At 63.8% G+C, this 17,841-nt stretch carries 15 protein-coding genes and 1 pseudogene; 4 read left to right on the top strand and 12 right to left on the bottom strand.

Annotated elements, in window-relative coordinates; all coding sequences use genetic code 11:
* The first annotated feature begins 24 nt into the window (after positions 1 to 24).
* Complete coding sequence (locus FZZ93_RS13835) at positions 25 to 684, top strand: DUF2062 domain-containing protein (protein ID WP_149322906.1); 660 nt, start codon at positions 25 to 27, stop codon at positions 682 to 684.
* Here the strand turns inward: FZZ93_RS13835 and FZZ93_RS13830 are convergent.
* Complete coding sequence (locus FZZ93_RS13830; RefSeq protein ID WP_149322905.1) at positions 590 to 1,315, bottom strand: ABC transporter ATP-binding protein; 726 nt, start codon at positions 1,313 to 1,315, stop codon at positions 590 to 592. The two genes, FZZ93_RS13835 and FZZ93_RS13830, sit on opposite strands and share 95 nt — an antisense overlap.
* Positions 1,308 to 2,549, bottom strand: a complete 1,242-nt coding sequence (locus FZZ93_RS13825) for a lipoprotein-releasing ABC transporter permease subunit (protein ID WP_149322904.1) — start codon at positions 2,547 to 2,549, stop codon at positions 1,308 to 1,310. Before FZZ93_RS13825 ends, FZZ93_RS13830 begins: the two co-directional genes overlap by 8 nt.
* Positions 2,550 to 2,693: 144 nt before the next feature.
* Between FZZ93_RS13825 and FZZ93_RS13820 the strand changes: the two genes are divergently transcribed.
* Positions 2,694 to 3,752 (top strand): agmatine deiminase family protein, encoded by a 1,059-nt coding sequence (locus FZZ93_RS13820; protein WP_149322903.1) that lies wholly within the window; start codon positions 2,694 to 2,696, stop codon positions 3,750 to 3,752.
* Positions 3,749 to 4,651 (top strand): carbon-nitrogen hydrolase, encoded by a 903-nt coding sequence (locus tag FZZ93_RS13815; RefSeq protein ID WP_149322902.1) that lies wholly within the window; start codon positions 3,749 to 3,751, stop codon positions 4,649 to 4,651. Before FZZ93_RS13820 ends, FZZ93_RS13815 begins: the two co-directional genes overlap by 4 nt.
* 178 nt (positions 4,652 to 4,829) lie before the next feature.
* On the opposite strand, the gene FZZ93_RS13810 is transcribed toward FZZ93_RS13815, so the two are convergent.
* The 4 genes from FZZ93_RS13810 to FZZ93_RS13795 all read right to left on the bottom strand — a co-directional run bounded on the left by FZZ93_RS13810 (position 4,830) and on the right by FZZ93_RS13795 (position 10,358).
* The gene (locus FZZ93_RS13810) at positions 4,830 to 5,777 is read right to left on the bottom strand and encodes a Nudix family hydrolase (RefSeq protein WP_149322941.1); all 948 of its coding nucleotides are present in this window, start codon (positions 5,775 to 5,777) and stop codon (positions 4,830 to 4,832) included.
* Between the two features lie 88 nt (positions 5,778 to 5,865).
* On the bottom strand, positions 5,866 to 7,095 hold the full coding sequence (gene argJ / locus FZZ93_RS13805; protein WP_149322901.1) for a bifunctional glutamate N-acetyltransferase/amino-acid acetyltransferase ArgJ: 1,230 nt from the start codon (positions 7,093 to 7,095) through the stop codon (positions 5,866 to 5,868).
* 107 nt (positions 7,096 to 7,202) lie between these two features.
* The gene (gene secA, locus FZZ93_RS13800) at positions 7,203 to 9,932 is read right to left on the bottom strand and encodes a preprotein translocase subunit SecA (RefSeq protein WP_149322900.1); all 2,730 of its coding nucleotides are present in this window, start codon (positions 9,930 to 9,932) and stop codon (positions 7,203 to 7,205) included.
* Between the two features lie 60 nt (positions 9,933 to 9,992).
* On the bottom strand, positions 9,993 to 10,358 hold the full coding sequence (locus FZZ93_RS13795) for a hypothetical protein (protein ID WP_149322899.1): 366 nt from the start codon (positions 10,356 to 10,358) through the stop codon (positions 9,993 to 9,995).
* Positions 10,359 to 10,503: 145 nt separating this feature from the next.
* Between FZZ93_RS13795 and FZZ93_RS13790 the strand changes: the two genes are divergently transcribed.
* On the top strand, positions 10,504 to 10,923 hold the full coding sequence (locus FZZ93_RS13790; RefSeq protein WP_149322898.1) for a DUF721 domain-containing protein: 420 nt from the start codon (positions 10,504 to 10,506) through the stop codon (positions 10,921 to 10,923).
* Between the two features lie 100 nt (positions 10,924 to 11,023).
* Here FZZ93_RS13790 and lpxC read toward each other — a convergent pair whose 3' ends face one another.
* The 6 genes and pseudogenes from lpxC to murC all read right to left on the bottom strand — a co-directional run bounded on the left by lpxC (position 11,024) and on the right by murC (position 17,812).
* Positions 11,024 to 11,935 carry a UDP-3-O-acyl-N-acetylglucosamine deacetylase gene (lpxC, locus tag FZZ93_RS13785; RefSeq protein WP_149322897.1) on the bottom strand — a complete coding sequence of 304 codons (912 nt, stop codon included), beginning with the start codon at positions 11,933 to 11,935 and terminating at the stop codon, positions 11,024 to 11,026.
* A 112-nt stretch (positions 11,936 to 12,047) separates the two neighbouring features.
* A complete protein-coding gene (ftsZ, locus tag FZZ93_RS13780; protein WP_149322896.1) occupies positions 12,048 to 13,235 on the bottom strand; it encodes a cell division protein FtsZ in 1,188 nt (395 codons plus the stop codon).
* A gap of 34 nt (positions 13,236 to 13,269) precedes the next feature.
* Positions 13,270 to 14,559: a cell division protein FtsA gene (gene ftsA / locus FZZ93_RS13775; protein WP_149322895.1), complete on the bottom strand. Its 1,290-nt coding sequence runs from the start codon at positions 14,557 to 14,559 to the stop codon at positions 13,270 to 13,272.
* A gap of 198 nt (positions 14,560 to 14,757) precedes the next feature.
* Positions 14,758 to 15,484, bottom strand: a pseudogene (locus tag FZZ93_RS13770) (cell division protein FtsQ/DivIB).
* A 1-nt stretch (position 15,485) separates the two neighbouring features.
* Positions 15,486 to 16,403, bottom strand: coding sequence for a D-alanine--D-alanine ligase (locus FZZ93_RS13765; protein ID WP_149322894.1), 918 nt, complete (start codon positions 16,401 to 16,403; stop codon positions 15,486 to 15,488).
* Entirely contained in the window at positions 16,400 to 17,812 is a 1,413-nt protein-coding gene (murC, locus tag FZZ93_RS13760) for a UDP-N-acetylmuramate--L-alanine ligase (RefSeq protein WP_149322940.1), read from the bottom strand. The genes FZZ93_RS13765 and murC overlap by 4 nt, the downstream gene beginning before the upstream one ends.
* Positions 17,813 to 17,841: the final 29 nt, after the last annotated feature.

The raw sequence follows: 17,841 nt of genomic DNA, 5'->3' as shown, positions 1-17,841 counted from the left end.
TTTCGAAGCCGCGAGCCTATCGTCATGCCGCGCCGACTCCTTCAGCGCTACCTGCCACACCCCGATACGCTCAGGCGCCAACGCTCGCTGCGCTTCATGGGCCAGTTGATCGGCAATCCCACCTTGTGGATGCTGTCCCGGCGCAGTGTGGCCAATGCCTTCTTCGTGGGGCTCTTCTGCGCTCTGCTGCCAATTCCCGGCCAGATGGCCCTGGCGGCCCTGGGCGCCTGGCTCATGCGCGCCAACCTGCCGCTATCCGTGGGTCTGGTGTGGATCACCAACCCACTGACCATGCCAGTGATCTTCTACGGCAACTACCGGCTCGGCGCCTGGCTGCTGGACGGTCCCGTACGCGCGGCACCCGAGGAGTTATCAACCCGCTGGGTCGCCGAGCAGATGCTCGACATCCTGCCGGCGCTGGCACTCGGCTCGCTGGTGGCAGCAGTCATCTGTGGCATCGCCGGCAGCCTGATCATTCGGCTACTATGGCGCTGGCAGGTGGTACGCAGTTGGAAGCGCCGTGCCTCGAGGCGGCGGCAGCTCCGGCGAATGGACCGGCCGGCGGGCGGGCCGGTCCCGAAAGGTGGGGTCAGTCGTAGGATGCTTCGTCGGTCAGGCGGCCACCATCCAGACGCAGAACACGATCCTGATGCGCAGCCAGGCCCGGATCATGGGTCACGATGACGAAGGCGCACGCCGCCGTAGCTGACAACTCATCCATCAGCGCCAGGATACTCGACGCCGTCGACTGATCGAGATTGCCGGTCGGCTCATCCATCAGCACCAGGCTCGGGTCGGTCACCAGGGCCCTGGCGATGGCCACGCGCTGGCGTTCCCCACCGGACAGTTCGCCGGGCTTGTGGGCGGCCCGCTCGCGCATGCCGACCCGCGCCAGGATCTCCATGGCCCGTTTTTCGGCCTCTCTCTTGCGCTGACCGCGCACAATCAACGGCAGGGCGGCGTTCTCCAGGGCGGTGAACTCGGCGAGCAGGTGGTGGAACTGGTAGACGAAACCGATATGGCGATTGCGAAAGCGGCCCAGAGCCGCATCGCTCATTGTATGCAGTACCTTGTCGGCGACCCGCACTTCGCCATGGCTGGGCCGATCCAGCCCGCCCAGCAAATTGAGCAGGGTCGTCTTGCCCGACCCTGAACTCCCCACCACGGCGACCCGCTCACCGGCCCGCACCTCCAGTTCCAACGAGTCCAGCACGGTAAGGTCTTGCGGGCCTTCCTGGTAGATCCGCGTCAGCTCGCGGCACTCCAGCATCACCTCACCTGCCAGCGTGTCTCGAGTCATGGCCGTGTCACTCATAGCGCAGCACCTCCGCGGGTTGAACCCTGGCGGCGCGCCAGGCTGGATAAAGCGTCGACAGGAAGGTCAGGACGAAGGCCGCCGCGATGATGTTGCCAACATCAGACCACATCAGCTGCGAGGGCAGCTCGCTGATGAAATAGACGCCTGCGTCGAGGAAGTGAATGCCGAAGGTCGATTCAACGAAGGCGATGATGTCGGACACCGTCAGGGCCAGCAGCACACCCAGCCCCACCCCGATCAGGATACCGATCACGCCGATCGCCAGCCCCTGGACCATGAAGATGCCCATGATCGAGCGTGGCGTGGCGCCGATAGTGCGCAGGATGGCGATATCGGCGTGCTTGTCGGTGACCACCATCACCAGGGTGGAGACGATGTTGAAGGCCGCCACCGCGATGATCACGGTAAGCAGCAGCGCGATCATGCGCTTCTCCATCTGGATCGCCTGGAAGAGATTGCCCCGCGTATAGGTCCAGTCGAGGCCCCGATACCCCGCGCCGAGATCGTCGATGATCGATTGGGTCACGCTGCCGGCCTTGAACAGGTCGTCGAGCTCCAGGCGCAGGCCGCCCACGTCGTCGCCCATCCGCGCCAGGGTCTGCATGTCCTCGATGTTGGCATAGGCCAGATTGGCGTCCAGGTCAGCACCGACACTGAAGATACCGCTGACCGTGAAGCGCTTGAGCCTGGGGAAGACACCGGCCGGGGTGATCGAGGCCTCGGGCACCAGCAAGGTCACGCTGTCACCCACGCCGACCCCGAGCTGACGCGCCAGGACCGAACCCAGCACGACGTTCCACTCCCCCGGGACCAAGTCGTCGAGACTGCCCCGCGACATGTGTTCGTCGATGATCGAGACACGACGCTCCCAGTCGGGTTCGATGCCATTGACCATGGCACCATGATTGCGCCCGCCCACCGAGAACATGCCTTGCTGCTCTACATAGGGCGCAGCACCGATGACATGCTCGCGCTGCGTCAACTGCTCGGCGAGCGACTGCCAGTCGGTCATTCCCGAAGGCTTCTCGATCTGGGTGTGGGGTACCATGCCCAGTATCCGGGTCCGCAGTTCCCGGTCGAACCCGTTCATCACGGAAAGCACGAGGATCAATACCGCCACACCGAGCGTCAGGCCCAGCATGGAGGTCAGGGAAATGAAGGAGATAAAGTGGTTGCGCCGCTTGGCGCGGACATAGCGCAACCCGATCAATAGTGGCAGACGATCCAGCATATCAGCGTTCCTTGTCGGCGGGCGCTCATGGTAAGGGTTTTTGGTCCAGGGTGCATCGCCCCGCCCCTGCATTTGCGCGATCCTTGCATCATCGGTTGCGCCAGCCTACATTCGCGCATTCCGACACCTCAATGAGGCAGCCCCATGGCCAATCGCCTGTTGCCCGAATGGGCGCCCCAGGACGCCGTGCAACTCACCTGGCCCAGCCCCGACAGTGACTGGGCGCCCTTGCTGGAGCGCATCGAAGCGAGCCTCGAACGCCTGGTGGCCGCCATTGCCCGCTACCAGACGGTCTTGATCGCCGTGCCCGACGTCACTGCCCGGGGCCGGCTTTCAGAATGCTTCACCCGGCTCGGCATCCCGGCTGATCGCCTGCACCTGGTCGTCGCCGAGGCCGACGATACCTGGGCCCGCGACCATGGCCCCCTGGCCGTCGAGCAGAATGGTACGCCCCTGCTGCTGGATTATGTGTTCACCGGCTGGGGCGGCAAATTCGAGGCCGCCCGCGACGACAGCCTGACGCGGCGCCTCCACGCCGCCGGTGTCTATGCCTGCCCACTGCACTCGCGCGACCTGGTCCTGGAAGGCGGCGCCATCGATACCGACGGTGAAGGCACCCTGCTGACCACCGAGGCCTGCCTGCTCAACGACAACCGCAACCCCGGCCTCGACCGACGAGACATCGAGGCACGCCTGGCCGCGGATCTCGGCATCGAACGGGTGCTCTGGCTGCGCCATGGCCACCTGGAAGGCGACGACACCGACAGCCACGTGGACACCCTGGCGCGCTTCTGCGACCCCACTACCATCGCCTACGTGCGCTGCGACGATCCCAGCGATCCCCATTACCCCGAACTCGCGGCCATGGAAACCGAGCTGCGTGCCTTGCGACAGGCGGACGGCTCGCCCTACCGACTGGTCGCACTCCCCTGGCCAGCGCCCTGCTTCGATCCCGAGGACGGCCACCGGCTGCCTGCCACCTACGCCAACTTCCTGATCATCAATGGCGCGGTCCTGGTGCCGATCTACGGCGATGCCGCCGATACGCTCGCCCTCACGGCACTCGCCGCGACTTTCCCGGAGCGCGACATCGTGCCCATCGACGCCTCCACGATGATCCGCCAACATGGCAGCCTGCACTGCCTGACCATGCAACTGCCACGCGGCACCCTCGAGCGCCGCAGCGAAGGAGAAGGCTCATGACACGCACCCTCAAGGTCGGCCTCGTCCAGCAGGCCGCCTGCCCCGACAAGTCACGCAGCCTCGCCGAAAGCGAAGCCGGTATCCGCGAACTCGCCGCGGCCGGTGCCGAGCTGGTGGTGCTCCAGGAGCTGCACGCCACCCATTACTTCTGTCAGTACGAGGATCCCGAGCTGTTCGAGCTGGCCGAACCGTTGGACGGCCCCACCGGGCAACGCCTGGCGGCCTTGGCGGCCGAACTCGGCATCGTGCTGATGGGGTCCCTGTTCGAGCGCCGCGCCCCGGGCATCTACCACAATACCGCCGTGGTCTATGACCGCGAGCACGGCCGGGTCGGGCACTACCGCAAGATGCACATTCCCGACGATCCGGGCTTCTACGAGAAGTTCTACTTTACGCCCGGGGATCACGACGCGGAACGCGGCCAGGGCTTTGCGCCCATCGACACCTCGGTGGGACGGCTCGGCGTGTTGGTGTGCTGGGATCAGTGGTATCCGGAAGCCGCCCGCCTGATGGCCATGGCCGGCGCCGAATTGCTGCTCTACCCCACCGCCATCGGCTGGCACCCGCCGGATGACAATGACGAAAAGACCCGCCAAAAGGACGCCTGGACACTGATCCAGCGCAGTCACGCCGTGGCCAACGGCCTGCCGGTGATCGTGGCCAACCGGGTCGGCCACGAAGCGGATCTTTCCGGCGTCGGCCCGGGCATCGACTTCTGGGGCGGCAGCTTCATCTGCGGCCCCCAGGGCGAACTGCTGGGCCATGGCGGCGAACAGGCTGAACGCCTGCTGGTCACCCTGGACCTGGAGCGCGGAGAAGAAACCCGACGCATCTGGCCCTTCCTTCGCGACCGGCGCATCGATGCCTATGGTGACCTGACGCGACGCTACCGGGACTAGCTTCGAAGCGTACGGGATGCGAGAGGCAAGCACCGTCTCCCACAAGCTCGAAGCTCGAAGCTCGAAGCTCGAAGCTCGAAGCAGCATGCCGATCCTCCCTCAGAAACATCAAACCCTCCGCGGCATCGCCGGGAGGGTTTTTCTTACAGCTTATCGCTTACAGCTCCGGCGAAGCCGGTCACTTCCAGAAATCGCGGATCGATGCGATGCCCTGGGCGCCGACGGCCCGCGCATGGTTGGCATCATGGCGCGTCATGCCGCCCAGCGCGAAGACCGGCATGCCGGCATGCTCGACGAGCTGCTGGAAATCGTGCCAGCCGATCGGCGCCACCTCGGGATGCGAGGGCGTGGTGCGCAACGGCGAGAGCGTGACGAAATCGCAGCCGATCCGGTGGGCCTGGGTCAGTTGCACTTGATCATGCGTCGATGCCGAGAGCCACTTCTCCTCGCTGATCGGCCGGCGTTCCAGGCTCATCATCCGATCACTGGTCAGATGGATACCGTCGGCGTCCACCCGCTCCAGCAGGGACGGCTCGCCGTTGAGCATCAGGCGCGCCCCGAAACGCCGGCACAAGGCCAGCGCCTGCTCGGCCCGAGCCACATAGGCGTCTTCATCCAGCGTTTTGGCGCGCAGTTGCACCAGGCGAACGCTATCCTCGCGCATGGCGCGCTCCAAACGCTCCAGGAATACGTCCTCGTCGTCTTCCTCGGCACTGATCAGGTACTCGGTGGGCAGCATCACCGCGCGTAGGATCGGCAGATTGGCGGCGGGGAATGGATAGCTATGCAGCTCTTCCATGGGCACCCAGCGCACCGCCTGCCCCTCGCGTCCGAAAGGCTCGCCGGCGAAATCATGCACCTGCCAGACATCGAGCAACACGTGCTTGTCGGCGTATTCATGATGGATGCGAATCAACGGCTGGGCACGACGAATCTCCACGCCCAGCTCTTCGTGCAACTCGCGCTTCAGCGCTTCCAGGCCGGTCTCGTAGGGTGCCAGCTTGCCACCGGGAAATTCCCAGAGACCGCCTTGATCCACATTGGACGGACGCCGGGCGAGTAATACTTCACGACCATCGGCGCTGATGATGGCGGCAGCCGCCACATGCACCCTTCTTTTCACCATTGCGTTCATTTACCTTTCCAACGTTTCCGCCGCGTGCGGCGGGGATTGCTATGGGGCTCATCGACTCGCGAACGCTGTCGCCCGCCTCTCAGCTACGGTAGTCGGCATTGATAGCGACATATTCCCGTGTCAGGTCCGTGGTCCATACGGTGGCACCGCGGTCGCCACGTCCCAGGTCGATGCGAATGCCGATCTCTTCCTGGGCCATGACCTCACTACCGGCTTCCTCGGTGTAACCCGGCGCGCATCCACCCTGCTCGACCAGGCGCACGCCACCGAGATCGATGGTCACCCGAGACACATCGAAATCCGCCACCGGCGCTCGGCCCACGGCGGCGAGAATCCGCCCCCAGTTGGCATCGCTGGCCGCCAGTGCCGTCTTGACCAACGGCGAATGCGCCACCGTGAAAGCCACATCCAATGCCTCGTCGCGGGTTACCGCGCCATCCACCTGGAGGGTAACGAACTTGGTTGCACCCTCGCCGTCACGCACGATGGCCTGTGCCAGCTCGTTCATCACCCGCTGCAGACCTTCGCGGAACACGGCCAGGCGATGCTCATCGTTCACTGCCGCGCCACGCCCCGTGGCGATCAGCATGCAGGCATCATTGGTGGAGGTATCACCATCCACGGTGATGCAGTTGAAGGACTGATCCACGGCCCCGCGCAGCACTTCGTCCAGCACGGCCGGCGCGATGGCCGCATCGGTGGCCACGAAACCCAGCATGGTCGCCATGTTCGGCTTGATCATGCCCGAGCCCTTGCTGATGCCGTTGATAGTGATGGTCTCGTCACCCAGGGGCAGCGTGACGCTGGCCCCCTTGGGGCGAGTATCGGTGGTGAGGATTCCCTCACCCGCCGCCGCCCAGCCTGCGGGACCGTCATCCAGGGCACGCAGCGCCTCGGGCAACCCTGCCAGCAGCCGTTCCATGGGGAGCGTTTCGCCGATCACGCCGGTGGAAAACGGCAGCACCGAGGTCGCCTCCACATCGACGAGACCGGCCAGCTCGGTACAGGTGGCCCGAGCATCGCGCAGGCCTGTCTCGCCCGTCCCGGCATTGGCGTTGCCGGTATTGATCACCAGATAGCGCGGTGCCGTGCCGCGGGTGGCACAGGCTGCCAAGTGTTCACGAGCCACCGTCACCGGAGCCGCACAAAAGGCATTGCGCGTGAAGGTACCGGACACGGCGGCGCCTTCCGGCACCTCGATCACCACCAGGTCACGACGGTGCGCCGTCTTGATGCCGGACATCGCTGCACCCAGCCGTAACCCTTCGATCCGGGGCATTGCCGGGAAATGCGTCTCGCCCACCGCCATGCTGAGTTCTCCTGTATTCAGTTGAGCTTCGAGCTTCGAGCTTCGTCCCCCCAAGTCCAAAGCAAGGTTGTCGTGGCTCGGATCTCGTCACTCGGGCCTCGTGGCCATTAACTAAGCTTGCCGCAGCACTGCTTGAACTTCTTCCCGGAACCACAGGGGCAAGAATCGTTGCGCCCGACCTTGGGCCCCTCGCGACGTGCCGGACGACCTTCCCCCCCCGACGCCGGCGCGGGTTCCAACGATTCCTGTGCTTCGTCTTCGACATCGTCTCGCCGATTGGCGGAGGCCGCCTGCTCGCGCTCCAGGGACTCGCGGCGCTGGCGTTCCAGTTCTTCCACTTCCTCGGGGCGGCGCACCTTGACGTGGCTGAGGATGCGCGTGACATCGGCCTTGATGTTGGTGAGCAGCAACTGGAACAGCTCGAAGGACTCGCGCTTGTATTCCTGCTTGGGATTCTTCTGCGCATAGCCTCGCAGGTGAATACCCCGGCGCAGGTGGTCCATGGACTGCAGGTGTTCCTTCCAGCGGGTATCCAGCACCTGCAGCATGACCTGCTTCTCGAAACGCCGCATCAGTTCGGGCCCGGCGACTTCGACCTTCTCCTCGTAGGCTTCGCGGTGCATGGCCTGGAGACGCTCTCGCAGTTGCTCCTCATGGAAGCGCTGGTCATTCTCGGCCCATTCCACCACTGGCGCATCGAGGTTGAACTCGCTCTTGAGGTGCGCCTCGAGGCCTGTCAGGTCCCACTGCTCCGGCAGGCTCTGGGGCGGCACGAAGCTGCTGATGGCTTCATCCATCACCTCTTCGCGGATGCCCATGACATTCTCGGAGACATCTTCCGCCCCGAGGATGTCGTTGCGCTGCTCATAGATCACCCGACGCTGGTCATTGGCCACGTCGTCATATTCAAGCAGCTGCTTGCGGATATCGAAGTTGCGCCCCTCGACCTTCTTCTGGGCTCGCTCCACGGCATTGGAGACCATCTTATGCTCGATGGCCTCGCCCTTTTCCAGCCCCATGGCCTGCATCAACCGCTGCACGCGGTCGGAGCCAAACAGGCGCATCAGGTTGTCTTCCAGGGACAGGAAGAAACGGGTCGAACCCGGATCGCCCTGCCGGCCCGAACGGCCACGCAGCTGATTGTCGATACGACGCGATTCGTGCCGCTCGGAACCGACCACATGCAGCCCGCCCGCGGCCAGCACCGCCTCGTGGCGCGCTTGCCACTCGTTCTTGAGGCGCTCGATCTGCGCCTCATCGGGAGACTCCAGCTTGGCGACCTCGGCTTCCCAGTTACCGCCCAGCACGATGTCGGTACCACGCCCGGCCATGTTGGTGGCAATGGTGATCGCGCCGGGTCGACCAGCCTGGGCGATGATCTCGGCCTCGCTCTGGTGCTGCTTGGCATTGAGCACGTTGAACTCGAGCCCTGCCTTGCGCATCAGCTCGGCCAGATACTCGGATGTCTCGATGGACGCCGTACCCACCAGAACCGGGCGACCGTTCTCGGTCTGCGCCTTGACGTCCTCGATGATGGCGTCGAACTTTTCCTCGGCGCTCAGGTAGACCAGATCGTTCTGATCCTTACGGGCCAGCGGACGGTTGGTCGGGATCACCACGACATCGAGCCCATAGATCTGGCGGAACTCGAAAGCTTCGGTATCGGCGGTGCCGGTCATCCCGGACAGCTTGTCATAGAGGCGGAAGTAATTCTGGAAGGTCGTCGAGGCCAGGGTCTGACTCTCGCGCTGCACGGTCACGCCTTCCTTGGCCTCCACGGCCTGGTGAAGCCCCTCCGACCAGCGGCGCCCGGGCATGCTGCGCCCGGTGTGCTCGTCGACGATCACCACCTGGCCGTCGTTGACGATGTAGTCGACATCGCGGTGGTAAAGGTGACGGGCACGCAGGGCCGAGTGCATGTGCTGAAGCAGGTTGAGGTTCTGGGCTGCATAGAGCGAGTCCTCGGCACCGAGCAGACCCTCGGCGCGCATCAGTTCCTCGACCCGGTGGTGGCCACCCTCGGTGAGCTCCACCTGCTTCTGCTTTTCGTCGAGCGTGAAGTCGCCGCTCTCCGGGTCTTCCTCGTCGCTGCATACCGTCAGGCCAGTGGCCAGGCGGTCGACGATCCGATAGAGCTCGGTGTTCTCGTCCACGGCCCCGGAAATGATCAGAGGCGTGCGCGCCTCATCGATCAGGATCGAGTCGACCTCGTCGACGATGGCGAAGTGCAGGTCGCGCTGAACCTTGTCCTCGAGGGAGAAGGCCATGTTGTCGCGCAGATAGTCGAAACCGAACTCGTTGTTGGTCCCGTAGGTGATGTCGCAGGCGTAGGCACGACGCTTTTCCTCCGGACTCTGGCCGGCATAGATGGTCCCCACCGACAGCCCGAGACTCTCGTACAGGGGGCGCATCCAGTCAGCGTCACGGCACGCCAGATAATCGTTCACCGTCACCACGTGCACGCCCCTGGCGGGCAGCGCATTGAGATAAACAGCCAGGGTCGCCACCAGGGTCTTGCCCTCACCGGTCTTCATCTCGGCGATGCGCCCATTGTGCAGCGTGATACCACCGATCACCTGCACATCGAAATGGCGCATGCCCATGACACGCTTGCTGGCCTCGCGAACCGTGGAGAAGGCCTCGGGCAGCAGGGCATCCAATGTCTCGCCATTGTTCAGGCGCTCGCGGAATACGTCGGTCCGCGCCTTGAGGGTCTCGTCATCGAGGCCCTCGTATTCCGATTCCAGCGCATTGACACGCGTCACCATACGGCTCATGCGCTTGACTTCACGGTCGTTCTTGGAACCGACGACCTTGCGTAGCAGGTTGTTGATCATGAAGGGTCCTGTCACTACATGTGGCATCCGGCCGGCACTCGGGCACGGCCGCTTCGTCGCTCATCCACTCACGGAGGATGGCGGGCCACGGCGGGTCAGGACATCATGGGCAGCGACGGCGCGCAGCGGTTCGCGAGATACCACCGGGCGGGGCTGCCCGGTGGGGCGATACGGCGCTACCCGGGACGGCCAGCGGCGACGCGACCGACGCCTGGCCTGAAGCTGTGAGCTGGCACGGATCAGGGCCGGCGCCAGGATGCACATCTGCACAACACGCTCGATGGGGCGCCATTCGGCCTGGGACAGTCCGGCTGGCAGCAGGCAGCCCACCAGCAAACTGGCCAACCACCAACGCGCCGGCGCCCCACGAGGGCGTCGCGATGGCGCCGCTGGGGCGCGAGTGTCCGCGGTGAGCGTGGTGGCCATGCTGTCGAGAAACTCCCGTGCGTGCTAGGCTCTAGCTATCTGACGGTCGCCAACGTCCGGCGAGACGACCATGCATCATGTCAGGGGGATTACCCCGAGAATCAAGCTGATGAGTATAAAGGTTAAGCGGTTCCGAGCACAGCCCATGTCGAGACTCCTGGAGGGCCGGGGCGAGCTCGGGTCACTGATGCAAATGGCACGGTTGATCGAGCGTGCCCAGGACCACCTGCGGGCCCAGCTTCCCATCGAACTCGGCGAGCATCTTTACGTCGGAGGCTTCCGGGAGGGCCGGCTGACCCTGATCACCGACCGCGCCACCTGGCTGACGAGACTCCGCTACGAACAACCGCGCCTTCTGAAGCGACTGCATGAGCTCGCCGGCTTCGAGGCGGTCAGCGGCTTCGACCTCAAGGTCAGGCCGGTCCGCCCGCCGAAGGCGCCGCTACGCCAGACACGACGTCTCCCCTCACGCGCCGCCGACGAACTGTCCAGCTGTGCCGCCGACGTCGACAACCCGCGCCTGAAGCGCGCCCTGGAGCGCCTCGCGTCGCACGCGGAAACCTGATCACCCGCCGACACCTACGCTACCGAACGCCCATACGAAAACGCCGCCCAGCAAGGGCGGCGTTCAAGGACTGCATTACAGCGAAACACCCTGCGTGACCTCACGCCATGGCGGGCGCCGCGTAGGAGATCGGGGCCTTCTGGGTATCATCCTCGAAAGTGACGATTTCCCAGGCCTGAGGATTGGCCATCAAGGCTCGGCACAGCTGATTATTGAGCGCATGGCCGGATTTCACGCCACGAAACTCACCGATCAGGCTGTGACCCAACTGGTAGAGATCACCGATGGCATCCAGCACCTTGTGTTTGACGAACTCGTCGTCGTAGCGCAGCCCGCCCTCGTTCACGATGCGGTAATCATCGACCACGATGGCGTTATCGAGGCTGCCACCCAGCGCCAGATTGTTCGAGCGCAGATGTTCGAGATCGCGCATGAAGCCAAACGTGCGGGCACGGGACACTTCCTTGACGAAAGACGTCGTGGAGAAGTCGACCGTGGCGGTCTGCTTCTGGTCCTCGAACACCGGGTGGTCGAAGTCGATGGCGAAGGAAACCTTGAAGCCCTGATGAGGCAGGAACATCGCTTCCTTGTCGCCCTCGCGCACCACCACTTCACGCTTGATACGGATGAATTGCTTCGGCGCATCCTGCTCGGCGATGCCCGCCGACTGGATGAGAAACACGAAGGGTCCGGCGCTACCGTCCATGATCGGCACCTCGGGCGCGCTGACATCGACATAGGCATTGTCGATGCCGAGCCCGGCCAGGGCCGACATCAGGTGCTCGACGGTCGCCACCTTGACACCGTCCTGCGACAGGGCCGTGCACAGGGTCGTGTCAGTGACGTTCTCGGCGCGAGCCGGAATCTGTACTTCGGGCTCCAGGTCGGTGCGCACGAAGACGATGCCAGTGTCGACGGGTGCGGGGCGGAGGGTCAGGTAGACCTTCTTGCCCGAATGCAGGCCGACGCCAGTGGCGCGAATGACGTTCTTGAGCGTGCGTTGTCTAATCATGGGCGTTCGCCAGGCAGTCGTTGATTATCAAACACCGTTCACTATAACACCGAACGCACGTTTCAACAAAAATAACATCATCGACTACTGCCTATGCGAACAATAGCCCGCGTCAATCGGCCTGGCGGCGCAGGAAGGCCGGAATGTCCAGGTAATCATCCAGCTCCTGGGACTTGCGCGATTCCGGCTGCGGCTGCGAACGCTGAGACTCCTGCGGTTCGGGCCTGGATGCGGCGGCAGAGCGATTCTGCTGGGCACGGCTGGCGGCAGCCTGCTGCCGGACCGCGGCCGCATCGCTGCGGCGGGTCGTCTCACGGCTCGCCGACGATGCCTGGCGCTGCTGGCCATCCAGACCGGCGGCCACCACGGTGACGCGCAACTCGTCGCTCATTTCCATGTCGATGGACGTACCGACGACGATGGTCGCATCCTGGGAAGCGAATTCCTGAACCGTGGCCCCCACATCGTTGAATTCCCCGATGGAAAGGTCCGGACCGGCCGTGATGTTGACCAGGATGCCCCGGGCGCCATGCAGGTCGATGTCCTCGAGCAAGGGGCTGCGAATGGCCTTCTCGGCCGCTTCACGGGCGCGATTCTCGCCGGTGGCGCCTCCCGTGCCCATCATCGCCATGCCCATCTCGGACATCACGGTACGCACGTCGGCGAAGTCGACGTTGATGATACCCGGGCTGGTGATCAGCTCGGCAATGCCCTGAACGGCACCGAGCAGAACATCATTGGCGGCACTGAAGGCAGACAACAGGCTCGCGCTCTTGCCCAGCACCGACAGCAGCTTCTCGTTGGGAATGGTGATCAGCGAGTCGACGTGCTCGGAGAGCTCCTTCATGCCCTCCTCTGCAGAACGCATCCGCTTGGGCCCCTCGAAGGGGAAAGGCCGGGTCACCACCGCTACGGTGAGGATGCCGAGCTCCTTGGCAACCTGCGCCACCACCGGCGCACCGCCGGTTCCGGTGCCGCCACCCATGCCGGCGGTAATGAAGACCATGTCGGCACCGCCCAGCAATTCGGCGATGCGTTCGCGATCCTCCATGGCCGCCTGGCGCCCGACCTCGGGGCTGGCGCCAGCGCCCAGGCCCTTGGTAATCTCGCTGCCAAGCTGGAGAACGGTCTTGGCCGACACGCTCTTCAGCGCCTGAGCATCGGTATTGGCGCAGATGAACTCCACGCCTTCGATGCTGCTTTCGACCATGTGGTTGACGGCATTACCACCACCGCCACCGACACCGATCACCTTGATAACCGCACTGCTAGAAGGTGCGCTATCCACTAATTCAAACATTAGCCCCGTCTCCTGGACCGCTCGGGCGGCCCTGTCAGAAATTTCCTTTGAACCAGCTCTTGAGCCTTACCAGCGCCGGAGTCCCTTCCTCTGGTCCACGCCGGGAGACGTCATTGCGTCTCGGTTGCGCCGAGAGACCGCCATCGCGCTCCTGGTGGCCGAGCCCCTGACGGGTCTCATTCAGAGCGTAATGTAGCAAACCGACCCCCGTCGAATAAATCGGGTTACGCACCACATCGGCCAGCCCGCGGACATTCTGCGGGCAAGCGATACGTACCGGCATGTGGAAGATCTCTTCAGCCAGTTCGACCACGCCTTCCATGCGTGACGTACCACCGGTCAATACCACACCGGCGGCCACCAGGTCCTCGTAGCCGCTGCGCCGCAATTCGTCGCGCACGAGGGTGAAAAGTTCCTCGTAACGCGGCTCGACGACCTCGGCCAGCGACTGCCGAGACAGATCGCGAGCCGCTCGGTCGCCGACACTGGGCACTTTGATCATTTCATCGCCTGACGCCAGCTGTGTCAGGGCGCAGGCATACTTGACCTTGATTTCCTCGGCATGCTGGGTCGGCGTGCGCAGCGCCATGGCGATGTCGTTGGTGACCTGATCACCAGCGATGGGAATCACTGCGGTATGGCGGATAGCCCCTTCGGTGAACACCGCGATATCCGTCGTGCCGCCGCCGATATCCACCACGCACACGCCGAGCTCTCGCTCGTCTTCGGTGAGGACGGCATGGCTCGACGCCAGTTGCTCGAGAATGATGGCATCGACATCGAGCCCGCAGCGACGCACGCACTTCTCGATGTTCTGCACCGCATTCAGTGCCGCGGTGACCAGGTGCACCCGCGCCTCGAGGCGCACGCCGGACATGCCCAGGGGTTCGCGGATGCCGCCCTGGGTATCGATGGCGAATTCCTGGGGCAGCACATGCAAGACACGCTGCCCCTCGGAAATGGCCCGCGCACGGGCCGAATCAATCACGCGATCGATATCAGAGGGGGCCACCTCGCGTTCCTTGATCGCCACCACGCCGTCGGAGTTCATCGAGCTGATATGGCTCCCGGCGATCCCTACGTACACGGAATGAATATCGCAACCAGCCATGAGTTCGGCTTCTTCCACGGCGCGCTGAATCGACTGCACCGTGGACTCGATATTGATCACCACCCCTTTCTTCATTCCTCGAGAGGGATGGGAGCCGATACCGGCAATTTCAATTCCGCCATCGTCAGTGGGTTGCCCCACGATCGCCACGACCTTGGATGTTCCGATATCCAGCCCGACTACCATATTGGACACATTGGATGGACCTGCCATGAGCCGGGAATTCTCCTCGAGCCAGACCCGCTAGGGGAAATGCATGTTTGTCACGAAAAAAGCTGGACTAATTATAGGAACAATTAGCGCCGTTCCACCAGCCCGTAATCGAAAAACGGGCTTTAACGATACGGTTATTTTCGCATTAAAGGAATCCCCCCAACCCACGTCGGACGGACGATTCGCACAGCCGAGCCTTCACCCTTCCACTTCGGAATCGCTTTCGACGGGTTCGGTTTCACCATGCCAGGCAACGGCGACACCATTAGGATAACGAAGATCGATGTAGCGAATGTGCGACGCCCATTCACCAAGCTCTCGCCTCCAGGCGGCCTCGAATCGTTCCAGGCGACCCGGCCGGTGATTCCGGCCCAGCATCACCCAGACACCATCATCCAATTGGAAGCGCCAGGCCCCCCCTGGGCTCGAGTCGCAACTGACGTACATCGAGCTGTTGGTCGGCAAAACGCGACACCAGTTGATCGTGATAAGCGAGAACCTCAGCGCCGCTGCCTTCAGGGCCGGACAAGTCCGGCAAGCCTTCGGGCGGAGTCACGGGGGCGAAGTCAAAGGGCTCGCCCTGAGCATTCAGCAGCCGGTCATCGTTCCAGCGTGCCACCGGCACCTGCTCCTCCAATTCAAAGCGCAGGGCGTTGGGCCACTCACGGTGAAGCCTCACCTCGTTCAGCCAGCCAATTTTCCGAGCCTGCTCTCGCATGGCATCGATATCCACCGACAGCCAGCTCTGCCCCTGAACGAGCGGTGCCAATCGATCCCGCAGATAATCGGCGCTGACATGGTGAAGCTCGCCGCGGATCGACACTCGTTCGATGGGACGATCCAGCCACAGCCACAGGGCTCGGCCACCGGCACCCAGCAAGAGCGCCAGCAACAGCAGACCGATGAGGGAGGAACGACGCGCCATATCAGTCGCACCGCCCGGCGGTGTCGAGAATGCGCAGCACCAGGGTATCGAAGTCGATACCGGCATGCGCCGCGGCCTGGGGCACCAGGCTGTGATCCGTCATGCCCGGCACGGTGTTGACCTCGAGCAACCAGAAATGGCCTTGGTCATCGCGCATGACATCCACGCGGCCCCAGCCACGGCAACCGATGGCCTCGAAAGCCTCGCGACACAGTTCGGCCAAGGCCTTTTCATGCGTTTCCGACAGACCGCATGGCAGATGGTAAAGCGTTTCATCGGACAGATATTTGGCTTCGTAATCATAGAAGCCGCCCGGTACTTCCACGCGGATCGCAGGCAGCGCCTCGTCGCCAAGCAGCGACACCGTATATTCCTCGCCTCGAATGAAGCGTTCGGCCATGACCCGCGCATCATAGCGCGCCGCATCCCGGTAGGCCGCCGCCAGGGTTTCGGCACTATCGACAATGGTGATTCCCAGCGTCGAGCCTTCGTGGACCGGCTTGACGATCAGCGGCAATCCGAGCCGCTCGACCACCGCGTCCCAGTCGGATTCAGCATTCAGCATCACGCATTCCGGGGTCGGCAGGCCAAGGGCCTGCCAGACCAGCTTGGTGCGTTGCTTGTCCATGCCCAATGCCGAGGCCAGCACACCACTGCCGGTGTAGGGAATGCCCAGCAATTCCAGGGCGCCCTGCAGGGTTCCGTCCTCTCCACCCCGGCCGTGCAAGGCAATGAACACTCGATCCGGTGCCAGGGCCTCGAGCCCTGCCAGCCCGCCCTCGGCCGGATCGAAGGCGATCGGCGCCACACCGCCACGCTGGAGCGCTGCCAATATCGCCTCGCCGCTCTTCAGCGACACTTCGCGTTCGGCGGAATCCCCGCCGTAAAGCACCACCACCCGTCCATGGTCGATCGTCATAGCGTCACCTCGTCAAGCACCAGCCGGGCATCGGACAACTTCTGGGAAATACCACCCACATCACCCGCTCCTTGAGTGATCAGGATATCACCAGGGCACAGCACCTTGGCCAGCAGCTCAGGAAGCTCGCCCTTGTCCTGCACGAAGATGGGATCGACTTCGCCACGCTGGCGAATGGAGCCCGCCAGGGTACGGCCGTCGGCACCCGGCAGCGGCGACTCGCCGGCACTATAGACATCCAGCAGCAGCAGCGTGTCGACCCCCGCCAGCACCCGCACGAAATCCTCGAACAGATCGCGGGTGCGCGAATAGCGATGCGGTTGATAGAGCATCACCAGGCGCCGCTCGGGCCAGCCTTCCCGGACCGCCTTGATCACCATTTCCACTTCCCGGGGATGGTGGCCGTAATCGTCCACCAGCATGATCTCACCCTCGCCTTGCGGTGCGGCGAAGTGGCCATGCACCTGGAAGCGACGGCCGACCCCGGCAAAGCTCGCCAGGCCACGCAGGATGGCCGCGTCCTCGACCCCCGCGTCGCTGGCCACCGCGATGGCGGCCATGGCATTCAACGCATTGTGCTCGCCCGGCATGGCCAGCCGCACTTCGAGCGGGGCCAGCCCATCGGGACGACGCGCGATAAAGCTCACCTCGCCGCCATGCTGAACGAAGTTCTCGAGGCGATAGTCGGCATCCTCGCTGAACCCATAAGTCACGAACTGGCGATTGACCCGCTCGATCAGCCCGCGCACGTTGGCATCATCAATGCACAGCACTGCCAGACCGTAGAACGGCAGGTTGTGCAGGAACTCGATGAAGGTGCCCTTGAGCCGCTCGAAGTCGCCACCATAAGTGGCCATGTGATCAGCATCGATGTTGGTGACGATGGCTACCATGGGCTGCAGGTGCAAGAAGGAAGCATCCGACTCGTCGGCCTCTGCCACCAGATAGTCGCCCTCCCCCAGACGCGCGTTGACACCAGCACTGGTCAGCCGACCACCGATCACGAAGGTCGGGTCAAGCCCACCTTCACCGAGCAGCGTTGCCGTCAGGCTGGTCGTGGTCGTCTTGCCGTGGGTACCGGCCACGGCGATACCGTGGCGAAAGCGCATCAGCTCGGCAAGCATCTCGGCCCGGCGCACCACTGGTATGCGATGCTGCTGGGCCCAGCGGATCTCGGGATTGGTCTCGTCGACAGCGGTCGAGACCACCACGACATCGGCGTCCCGGGCATTCTCCTCGGCATGACCGATGGCGACCGTGATACCGCACTCGCGAAGACGCATCACCACCGGCGAGAGCTTGAGGTCGCTACCGCTGACCGCGTACCCCTGGTTGGCCAGCACCTCGGCGATACCACACATGCCGGCGCCGCCGATGCCGACGAAGTGAATGCGCCGGATGCGACGCATTCCCAGACCATGCCCATGGCGGGGCGGAT

Origin of the sequence: Halomonas eurihalina (assembly GCF_008274785.1) — a bacterium.
Lineage (GTDB): Bacteria > Pseudomonadota > Gammaproteobacteria > Pseudomonadales > Halomonadaceae > Halomonas > Halomonas eurihalina.
Note: the sequence above shows the minus strand (reverse complement) of the source record. Positions and strands in the feature narration are given on the sequence as shown.

Coding starts and splice junctions, on each gene's coding strand:
- FZZ93_RS13835 (WP_149322906.1), top strand. CDS start 25: ATGCCGCGCCGACTCCTTCAGCGCTACCTGCCACACCCCGATACGCTC.
- FZZ93_RS13830 (WP_149322905.1), bottom strand. CDS start 1,315: ATGAGTGACACGGCCATGACTCGAGACACGCTGGCAGGTGAGGTGATG.
- FZZ93_RS13825 (WP_149322904.1), bottom strand. CDS start 2,549: ATGCTGGATCGTCTGCCACTATTGATCGGGTTGCGCTATGTCCGCGCC.
- FZZ93_RS13820 (WP_149322903.1), top strand. CDS start 2,694: ATGGCCAATCGCCTGTTGCCCGAATGGGCGCCCCAGGACGCCGTGCAA.
- FZZ93_RS13815 (WP_149322902.1), top strand. CDS start 3,749: ATGACACGCACCCTCAAGGTCGGCCTCGTCCAGCAGGCCGCCTGCCCC.
- FZZ93_RS13810 (WP_149322941.1), bottom strand. CDS start 5,777: ATGGTGAAAAGAAGGGTGCATGTGGCGGCTGCCGCCATCATCAGCGCC.
- argJ (WP_149322901.1), bottom strand. CDS start 7,095: ATGGCGGTGGGCGAGACGCATTTCCCGGCAATGCCCCGGATCGAAGGG.
- secA (WP_149322900.1), bottom strand. CDS start 9,932: ATGATCAACAACCTGCTACGCAAGGTCGTCGGTTCCAAGAACGACCGT.
- FZZ93_RS13795 (WP_149322899.1), bottom strand. CDS start 10,358: ATGGCCACCACGCTCACCGCGGACACTCGCGCCCCAGCGGCGCCATCG.
- FZZ93_RS13790 (WP_149322898.1), top strand. CDS start 10,504: ATGTCGAGACTCCTGGAGGGCCGGGGCGAGCTCGGGTCACTGATGCAA.
- lpxC (WP_149322897.1), bottom strand. CDS start 11,935: ATGATTAGACAACGCACGCTCAAGAACGTCATTCGCGCCACTGGCGTC.
- ftsZ (WP_149322896.1), bottom strand. CDS start 13,235: ATGTTTGAATTAGTGGATAGCGCACCTTCTAGCAGTGCGGTTATCAAG.
- ftsA (WP_149322895.1), bottom strand. CDS start 14,559: ATGGCAGGTCCATCCAATGTGTCCAATATGGTAGTCGGGCTGGATATC.
- FZZ93_RS13765 (WP_149322894.1), bottom strand. CDS start 16,403: ATGACGATCGACCATGGACGGGTGGTGGTGCTTTACGGCGGGGATTCC.
- murC (WP_149322940.1), bottom strand. CDS start 17,812: ATGCGTCGCATCCGGCGCATTCACTTCGTCGGCATCGGCGGCGCCGGC.